Source organism: bacterium, assembly GCA_016873475.1.
Classification (GTDB): Bacteria; Krumholzibacteriota; Krumholzibacteriia; order JACNKJ01; family JACNKJ01; genus VGXI01.
Genome location: VGXI01000135.1, coordinates 1 through 9170, shown reverse-complemented (window position 1 = coordinate 9170; position 9170 = coordinate 1). Strand labels below are relative to the sequence as shown.

Annotated in this window: 7 protein-coding genes, 1 pseudogene and 1 riboswitch; of the genes and pseudogenes, 4 read left to right on the top strand and 4 right to left on the bottom strand. The window is 71.1% G+C overall.

The genetic code is table 11. The features are described from left to right. Positions 1-192: 192 nt before the first annotated feature. From FJ251_10895 to FJ251_10885, 3 genes and pseudogenes are all read right to left on the bottom strand, one after another. Positions 193-557 (bottom strand): annotated as a pseudogene (locus FJ251_10895) (DUF423 domain-containing protein). 68 nt (positions 558-625) lie between these two features. Next, the gene (locus FJ251_10890) at positions 626-1993 is read right to left on the bottom strand and encodes a T9SS type A sorting domain-containing protein (GenBank protein ID MBM4118225.1); all 1368 of its coding nucleotides are present in this window, start codon (positions 1991-1993) and stop codon (positions 626-628) included. Between the two features lie 8 nt (positions 1994-2001). Next, complete coding sequence (locus FJ251_10885; GenBank protein MBM4118224.1) at positions 2002-4119, bottom strand: TonB-dependent receptor; 2118 nt, start codon at positions 4117-4119, stop codon at positions 2002-2004. Between the two features lie 52 nt (positions 4120-4171). Next, positions 4172-4367, bottom strand: a riboswitch (cobalamin riboswitch). A 48-nt stretch (positions 4368-4415) separates the two neighbouring features. Here FJ251_10885 and FJ251_10880 point away from each other — a divergent pair. The 4 genes from FJ251_10880 (at position 4416) to gltA (ending at position 8199) form a co-directional block, all read left to right on the top strand. Then, a complete protein-coding gene (locus FJ251_10880; protein MBM4118223.1) occupies positions 4416-5336 on the top strand; it encodes a DMT family transporter in 921 nt (306 codons plus the stop codon). Between the two features lie 54 nt (positions 5337-5390). Further along, complete coding sequence (locus FJ251_10875; GenBank protein MBM4118222.1) at positions 5391-5720, top strand: winged helix-turn-helix transcriptional regulator; 330 nt, start codon at positions 5391-5393, stop codon at positions 5718-5720. Positions 5721-5873: 153 nt separating this feature from the next. Next, entirely contained in the window at positions 5874-6722 is an 849-nt protein-coding gene (locus FJ251_10870) for a sulfide/dihydroorotate dehydrogenase-like FAD/NAD-binding protein (protein ID MBM4118221.1), read from the top strand. Positions 6723-6732: 10 nt separating this feature from the next. Further along, entirely contained in the window at positions 6733-8199 is a 1467-nt protein-coding gene (gene gltA, locus FJ251_10865) for an NADPH-dependent glutamate synthase (protein ID MBM4118220.1), read from the top strand. Positions 8200-8351: 152 nt separating this feature from the next. Here the strand turns inward: gltA and FJ251_10860 are convergent, their stop codons facing one another. Next, positions 8352-9047 carry a T9SS type A sorting domain-containing protein gene (locus FJ251_10860; GenBank protein ID MBM4118219.1) on the bottom strand — a complete coding sequence of 232 codons (696 nt, stop codon included), beginning with the start codon at positions 9045-9047 and terminating at the stop codon, positions 8352-8354. Positions 9048-9170 lie beyond the last annotated feature (123 nt).

Here is a 9170-nt window from a genome sequence, read left to right as displayed (position 1 = left end):
CAGATGGCCCTAGCAGCCCGTGGTGTAAGTCATCTCAGCCCCAGCAGTGCGCCCGCAAGTCGTTGTCCTCTCGAGCCCGATTTTGTGGCGAGAGCGTTCTGCCACGGGCTGCTAGAGCAGATCCGCCGGGGAACTGACCTCTGACCCGAATGGAATTGAGTGAGTACCCAAGCTGCGATCCCGGGCTCAAGGCTAGTGATGCCGCCAGAAGCAAAAGGCGAGCAGCAGCCAGCCGGCGAGAAAGGCGAGGCCGCCCAGCGGCGTGATCGCGCCCAGCCAGCGCAGGCCCGAGAGCGCGAGTGCGTAGAGACTGCCCGAGAAGACCAGCGTCCCCGCCACGAAGCACCAGCCCGCCGCGCGCGCCGCGCACCGCTGCCCCGCTCGAGCACCCAGGCCACCGCGAGCAGTGCGACGACATGGTAGAACTGGTAACGCACGCCCGTCTCGAAGATGGCGAGCAGGTCCGGTGCGAGGCGCGCCTTCAGCCCGTGGGCGGCGAAGGCGCCGAGGGCGACGGCGATGAAGCCCGATAGGGCGCCGAGCACGGCGGAGATCATGGCCGCAGTATAGCAGAGCTGCCGCCCGGCCGTATCAAGCGCTCGCGCGCATCACCCGGCTGCGCCGATCACTTGAGCATCACCAGCCGCGCGCTCGCCGCGCCCGCCGCCGTCTCGGCGCGGGCGAGGTACACGCCGCTCGCCAGGCCCTCCGGCCGCCAGACGAACTCCCGCCGTCCCGCCGGCTGGACGCCCTCCGCGAGCGTGGCCACCGGCTTGCCCAGCGCGTCGAAGATCCGCAGCGCCAGCGGGCCGGCCGCGGGCAACTCGACAGACAGCGTCACCGCCGGGTTGAAGGGATTCGGCCAGACGTCCAGGCGCGCGAGGAGCGCCGGCGGCGTCTCGGCAGCTGTGCCCGCGGCGGGCATGACGACGTCGAAGGGCGCGAGCCCCACCGGGATCCGATGCCCCAGCGCCTCGCCCGTCTCGGCCAGGTAGACGCGCAGGCCCTCCGCGCCCGGCGTGCGATCGGCGAGGAAGAGCTCGCCCGCCGCGTCCAGCTCCATGTCCGTGTAGACGTAGCCCGTGCCCGGCGCCACCACCCAGACGCCGCCGCCCGTGCTCGGGTTGAAGGCCTTCACGCGCGTCACCCCGTTCGTGTCGGTGACGATCGCGTAGGCCCGCGTCTCGCTCACCCAGACTGCGTCGCCGACGTCGCCGCCCAGCGCACTCTCCGTGACGCAGTAACCGAGACTCGCGAGCGCCGCTGGATCCACCAGCTCGACGCCGCCGTCGGCCAGGCCGTAGAAGCCAACGCAGCTACACAGGATCAGCTCGCCCGCGCGCGACAGCTCCCAGCTCGGGTTCTTGCCCGCCAGCGCGATCGCCTGCACGCCGGGCGTGCCGGGCGCGCAGTCCACCAGCGTGTCCGTCGTCATGTCGATCACCGCGAGGTAGCTGTCCCCCACCGGCGTCCAGTAGAGATTGCGGTTCAGGCGCAGGATGGCCACGAACAGCCGATCGCCGACGGCGATGCAGTCGCCCACCTCGCAGGAGCCGTCCGCGTCGGCCCAGGCGGAAAGATCGATCGTGTCCAGCCACTCGCCGGTCTCGGGGTCCATCACCAGCACGTCGTCCGCATTCTGGCGCGGCAGGTAGGCCTTGCTGCCATCCGGACTGAAGGCCACGCCCTGCGGGTTCGTCGCCGTGCCGGTGGAGAACTCGTGCAGGGTGGCGAAGTCCTGAGCGGGATCGAGCACCTGCAGGTTGTCCGCGCCCAGGCGATTGACGATGTAGACGCGCCCGCCGTGCGCTCGGCCCACGGCGTCGCTGTGGATCGTCGCCACGTCGGGCGTGGCCGTCCAGGGCACGTCCGCCTCGCAGACGCTGAACTTGCCGGTCACGTAGTCCGTGCAGACGACGCCCACGAAGGGCTGGGCGGCGGCCGGCGCCGCGAAGGCGAGCAGACCGGCGAGCAGGCGAAGTGAGTTGCGCATCGATGCTCCTAGCGTGTGGTGGCGGCGTGAGCCCAGGTGAGACCGGCCAGCCAGTGGCGGCCGGGCAGGGGATAGCCCAGGTGATCCTCGACGCGCGTGTCGCCGAGATTGCGACCCTCGATTGAAAGGGTCAGGCTGCCAATGAGACGCAGATTCATCCCCGCCGACCAGAGCGTCGCGGCGGGCAGGCGGCGGTCGGAGTCGTTGTAGCGATCCGAGAAGGTCGCCGCGCGCCGCTCGCGCTCGGCGAAGAGACCCAGGCGTTCGCCCTCCCAGCCGAGGCGCGCGTGCAGGCGCCGCGGGCTGCGGTAGGGCAACTGCTTGCCGTCGTAGGCGGCGAGGCCGCTGCGGTCGCGCGCGGCGAGGCGCGTCTCGGCGAGGCTCGCGCGCAGGGCGCGCCAGGCGAGGGCGAGCGAGGTCTCGCGCCCCGTCGTTCGACTGGCGCCGATGTTCTCCGCGCGCACGGAGTACTGGCTGTTGCGCAGCATGAGGATCTCGTCCGCGAGATCGCGGCGGAACCAGCTGCACTCGCCGTCTAGCGCGAGAGCCCCGCGGCGCAGCGCGAGCGCAAGGCCGGCGTCCGCCTGCGCGCCCTGCTCGGGCCGGAGCGCGGGGTTGCCGCTCACGCTGACGTCCTGCCCGAAGAGCTCGAGCAGGCTGGGCGCGCGATGGAGGTCGCCGGCGTTCGCGCGCAGGCTGAGCGTCGCGTCCCCGCGCGCCAGCGCGCGCCAGCTCGCGCCGGCCCGGCGGCTGCGCGCGCGGGTCAGGTGCTCGGGCTTGGGGAGCGCGGGCAGCCAGGGCAGGGGCGGCGGCCCGAAGTAGTTGTCGGCGAGTCGCTCCCTGCCGTAGCCCGCGAGCAGGAGGAGTCGCTCGTCGGCGAGGCTGAGCCGCGCCTCGGCGTCGCCGCGGCGCGCGTTCCGCTCGCGCTCGAAGCTCTCGGGCTTGGCGGGGTTCAGGTTGTCGGGCAGGAAGCGCTCCTCGCGCGCTTCGCCGCGCAGCAGGAGGTGCAGCGGCCCGAGGAGGAGCTGCGCCCGCGCCAGCGCCCCGCGCGCGGCGAGGCGATCGCGCGTCTCGTCGGCGACGAGGAAGGGCCCGGTTTCGCCGAGCGGATTGACGAAGCGCGTCCAGCCCAGGCGCGCCGTGGCCTCGGCGCCCAGCAGGACGCGCCGCGCGAGGAGCGGGCTCTCCCAGGCGAGGCGGCCATCGTGGCCGCTGCGCGCCGAGCGCGTCGCCTGCGTGGGCAGGCTCTCCGTGCCGGGCACGCCGTTCTCGCGGGCGAGATAGCGGTAGGCGAGCCTCCAGCGGCCGCCCCAGCGCCCGGCGCGCGGCGCCCAGGCGAGCCGCGCGAGCAGATCGCGGGCCGCGAGGTCCGCGTTGGCGCGCAGACGGAGCGTGTCGTCGGCCGTGTTGCTGAAGACGGTGCCGTTGCGGTCGAGGTAGCGGTAGTCGGCCTCGCTCGCGAGCGCGCCTCCGGCGAGGAAGAACTCCGCGCCGGCCGGACCGCCGAGCGCGAGGGCGAGACCGCCGCGCCGGGTGCCGAAGCTGCCCGTGCCGAGCGTCGCGCGCAGCCCGCGCTCGCTCCCGGTGACGAGGTTGACCGCGCCTGCCGCGCCGAGCGCGCCGAGCTCGGCCGGCACGCCGCCGCGATAGACCTCCAGGCGCTCGACGCCGACCAGGGGCAGCTCGTCCAGCAGGGCGAGGCCGCTGAAGGGGCTGCGCAGGTCGAGGCCGTCGAGCAGCACCGCGACCTCCTCGCCGCCCGAGCCGCGGAAGCTCGCCGTGCTGAAGCTGCCCAGCCCGCCGAGGCTGCGCAATTCGACCCCCGGCAGCTCGGCGAGCAGGGCCGCCGGCGCCGCGAGCCGGCGCGGATGCGCGGCGGGCAGGATGACGGCGCGGGCCAGCGTCTCGCGCTCGGCGACCAGGCGCCGGCGCACGGGGTCGCCCTCGACCCTGACCGGAGGTAGCGCGAAGATCGTATCCAGCGGCGACCAGGCCGCGGGCGACGGCGGCGGCTCGCCTGCGGCGCGCAGGGGCCCGGCGCCGGCGAGGACCGCGATCAGGAAGGGCGCGCAGAGGCTAGCGCGAAGGCCAGGCCCCCGGCGCGCGCGGCGTCGCGTGATCGGCATGATGGATGGGGAGACCGTGCAGGCGCACGCCCCTCACTCCTTTCCACGAGAGTGTCGGAACGCAGGTCGGGGCAGGTCTCCTGACTTACGGGGGGCTTTCGCCCTCGCAGCCGCCGCCTTCCCGGTTTCCCAGTGGCGCCGTGGCGGCTTCCCGATCACAGTGGCGGGACCGTGGCGGCATCTCACCGCGCTTCCCTATTCTACCCTCGGGCGAGAGCCCGCGGGTCACCACCGACCCTGAACGCGGCAGAGCATAGCGCCATTGCGCGCGGGCGGCAAGGCCCTTTCTTGGCGGCATGATTGCCGCGCCCCGGCTCCGCGATCCCTGGACCGTCACCCTCGCGCTGCTCGCCGTGCAGCTCCTCTTCGGCGTGCACTACGTCGTCGCCAAGCTGATCGTGAGCGCCATGGACCCGGCCGCTTGGGCCTGCCTGCGCTCGGCGAGCGCCTTCGCCGTGCTGCTCGCGCTGGCGCTCGTCTTCAGGCGCCGCCTGCCGGCGCCGCGCCGGCTGGCCTGGCTGGCGCTCTGCTCGGTCTTCGGGGTCATCCTCAATCAGGCGCTCTTCCTCGAAGGGCTCGCGCGCACCACGGCGAGCCACGCCGCCGTGATGAACACGCAGATCCCGACCTTCGCTCTGCTCGCCGCGCTGGCGATGGGTCAGGAGCGGCTCACGCGGCGCAAGCTCGCGAGCTTCCTGCTCGGGCTCGCGGGCGTGCTCGTCCTGCTCGAGGCCGATCGCCTGCGTTTCGACGCGAGCACCCTCGGCGGCGACCTCCTGAACCTGGCGAACGCCGCGAGCTACGGGCTCTTCATCGCCCTCTCCCGCAAGGTGATGACCCAGGAAGACACGCTCGCGGCAACGGCGGTGCTCTTCTTCTTCGCCACGCTGGGCCTGGGCGCCTACGGCCTGGACGAGGTGCTGGCCCTCGATCCGCGGATCCTGACCGCGGGGCTGGTCGGCGCCATGCTCTTCACCGTGCTCGGCGCGACGGTGGCCAGCTACCTGCTCAACGTGTGGGCCGTCAAGCGCACGCAGGCGAGCCGGGTGGCGCTCTTCATCTTCCTGCAGCCGCTGGTGGCGGCCGCCCTGAGCGTCGTTGCGCTCGGCGAGCGGGTCACGCCGCGCCTGCTCATTGCACTCGGGCTGGTCTTCCTGGCGCTCGCCCTGCGCGACGTCCGCGCGTCCGCCGGCAGAGTTCTGGAAAGAGGCGCTTGACGGTTTCAGAGATATGAGACAAACTCCAGCCAACCCCAGCGGCGAGGCCAGGCCATGCAACCCCAGCGCATGCTGAAGGACCCCAAGATTGTCGAGCTGCAGTCGGCGATCTGCAAGATCATGAGCAACCCACGGCGCGTACAGCTCTTGCACATTCTGGAAACGGGCGAGAAGAGCGTCGGGGAGCTGGTGGAGCTGACCGGTCTGCGCAAAGCCGCCGTCAGCCAGAACCTGGGCCTCATGCGCGGGCGGAACCTCGTCACCGCCCGCCGGGATGGCCAGAAGGTCTACTACTCGCTGCGCAGCCGCCGCCTGATGACCGCCTGTGCCAGCATGGAGGAGCTGCTCGACGAGCTGCTCGCCCTGGCGCCCGAGCGCGACTGAGCGGGCAAGCCCCGGGCATTCCCAGCAGAATCCGGTCTTTTGGGTCTTTTTTGAGGGCAACCTCCTGCCTACATTGCCCGGGTTCGGCCCGGCCGGCACGCCCGCGTGGGCGCCCGTCCGCGGCTGCCCACGCGACACCAGCAGGGGGAGCGCATGCCCTACACGATTCTCGCCAAGCGGACCCTGGCGCCCAATACGGAGCTCTTCGAGATCGCGGCACCCGCCGTGGCCCAGAAAGCCAAGGCCGGCCAGTTCATCATCCTGCGCGTGCAGGACAGCGGGGAGCGCATCCCGCTCACCATCGCCCAGGCGCACCCCGAGCGGGGCAGCGTCACGATCGTCGTCCAGGAACTGGGCAAGACGACCTACGACCTCAACCGCCTCGAGGCGGGCGATGCGCTGCTCGACTTCGTCGGCCCCCTGGGCAAGCCCACGCACATCGAAAGGCGCGGCACCGTGGTCTGCGTGGGCGGCGGCGTGGGCAACGCCGTCGTCTGGGCGCAGGTGCGCGGCTTCAAGGAGGCGGGCAACCGGGTGATCACCATCATCGGCGCCCGCACCAAGGAGCTGCTGATCCTCGAGGAGGAGATCGGGGCGCTCAGCGACCGGCTCATCGTCACCACCGACGACGGCAGCTACGGCAGGAAGGGCGTGGTCACCGAGCCCCTGGCCGAGCTGCTCGAGACCGAGAAGGTGGACGAGGTCGTCACCATCGGCCCGGTGATCATGATGAAGTTCGTCTGCAAGACGACCGCCAAGTACGGCACGCCCACCCAGGCGAGCCTGAACCCGATCATGGTCGACGGCACGGGCATGTGCGGCGCCTGCCGGGTGACCGTGGGCGGCGTCACCCGCTTCGCTTGCGTGGACGGCCCCGAGTTCGACGGCCACCAGGTGGACTTCGACGAGCTGATGAGCCGCCTCGCCTTCTACACGGACCTCGAGACGGCGGCCTACGAGCGCGCCCGCGAACACGACTGCAACCTGCTCAGGCAAGGCTAGGGGGGGCACGATGAGCGACATCGAGAAGTCGAACGGCGACAAGCCCAAGCGCAACATCAACAAGCAGAAGCAGAAGACGCCGATGCGCGAGCAGGCCCCGAGCGAGCGCATCCTCAACTTCAACGAGGTGCCCCTGGGCTACAGCCCCGAAGAGGCGGTCAACGAGGCCCTGCGCTGCCTCCAGTGCAAGAAAGAGCCCTGCACGGGCGGCTGCCCGGTGGACGTGGACATCCCCGGCGCGCTCGGCTTCATCGCCGCCGGCGACTTCGAGGCCGCCTACCGGCGCATCAAGACCACCAACTTCCTGCCGGCCATCTGCGGGCGCGTCTGCCCTCAAGAAGACCAGTGCGAGATGTACTGCGTGCTCGGCAAGAAGGGCGAGCCGGGCGGCATCGGGCGCCTGGAGCGCTTCGTCGCCGACTGGCACATGAGCCAGCCCGATCTGGAGACCCTGCCCGAGACCGCGCCGCCCACGGGCAAGAAGGTGGCGATCATCGGCAGCGGACCGGCGGGCCTGACCGCGGCCAGCGACCTCATCCAGCTCGGCCACGAGGTGCACGTCTTCGAGGCCTTGCACAAGCCGGGCGGCGTGCTCTTCTACGGCATCCCCGAGTTCCGCCTGCCGAAGGCGATCCTGCTCAAGGAGATCGACGGGCTCAAGCAGATGGGCGTGCAGCTCCACCTCAACTACGTGGCCGGCGCCCCCGAGCCCCTCAGCGAGCTGCGCGCGCGCTTCGACGCCATCTTCGTCGGCGTGGGCGCGGGGCTGCCCTGGTTCCTGAACATCCCGGGCGAGAACCTGAACGGCGTCTACAGCGCCAACGAGTTCCTCACCCGCGTGAACCTGATGGGCGCCTACGACTTCCCCCGCCACGACACGCCGGTCAAGGCCGGCCGGCACATCGTGGTCGTCGGCGCGGGCAACACGGCGATGGACTCCGCACGCACGGCCAAGCGCCTGCAGCCCGACAAGGTGACCCTGCTCTACCGCCGCAGCCGCTCCGAGATGCCCGCGCGCGGCGAGGAGATCCACCACGCCGAGGAGGAGGGCATCGACTTCATGCTGCTCCACAACCCGGTGGAGATCCTCGCTGACGACAAGGGCAAGGTGCGCGGCGTGCGCGTGCAGAAGATGGCGCTCGGCGAGCCGGATGCCAGCGGCCGCGCGAAGCCGGTGCCCGTCGCGGGGAGCGAGTTCGAGCTGGCCTGCGACAGCGTGGTCGTCGCCCTCGGTTGCAGTCCCAACCCGCTGATGACCAAGGCCGAGCCGCAGCTCAGCTTGAGCAAGCGCGGCACGATCGTCGTCGACGAGACGACGATGGAGACCAGCGTGCCCGGCGTCTTCGCCGGCGGCGACATCGTGACGGGCGGCGCGACGGTGATCCTCGCGATGGGCGCCGGCCGACTGGCGGCGCGGTCCATGCACCGCTATATTACCACCGGCTCGGCGAAGCCGGCTGCAGAAACGGTCTCCTGAGCCGCCACACCTCTCTTGAGTTGTTGTTGCCAACCGGCGCCCTCGCATGGGGGCGCCTGGTCATCTAGCGGGCTGCTATCCTGAGATCGAGTCCTACGCACCCCGCAACACGGGCCAGCGGCAAGAGCCGGCTAGACACCGGCCACTCCGAATCATCTCAGCAGAAGCAGCTTGCAGCTCGCGCGCGCATCGGCGGCCTCGATCTGGGCGACGTACAGGCCGCTCGGCAGCGCGCGGCCGGCATCGTCGCGGCCGTCCCAGGCGAGCGATTGCTCCCCGGCAGGCCTGGATTCCCGAACCACGAGGCTCCGCACCCGCCGCCCCTGCACATCCGTGACGAACACGCTCACCGCGGCTTCCTCGCGCAGGCTGAACTTGAGCGCCGTCGTCGGATTGAAGGGATTCGGGTACGCAGCCAGGGTTGCCCCCGGGCGCGGCGCCTGATCCACTCCTGTGAGATCGAGGTTGGTGGCCCACATACCAAGAAGGCCATCGGCGGCGTATGCAACGATGTAGATCCGCTCATCCGCGCGGCTGATGACGGTGTACCTCACCTCCCACCAGGGGAAGGAACCGGTGATGTCCGTCCAACTGTCCCCGCCGTCTCGCGTGAGGAGAACTGCCGGGTCTTCGCTCGCCGCTACGAGCACATCGGCATCGTCGGGGGGCAGGCTGAGATCGAAGATGTTGCCCTGGAGGATCTGCTCCCAGTGCTGCCCACCATCCATGGTTTCCCAGACGCCCAGCGCGGGGTCCTCGGGCTCCCCGTAGCCTCCCTGCCGAACGTAGAGATGCTGTGAGTTCAGAGGGTCGATGGCCACATCGCCGATGTACGCCGCGAGCGGCATGTCGCCCGAGATCTCCTGCCAGGACTCCCCTGCGTCAGCGCTGCGCAGGAGCCCATGCGCCCCCCACGGATCCCACCTGACGCCACAGCCCAGCAAGACATCCCCATCAGGGGCTACACTTTC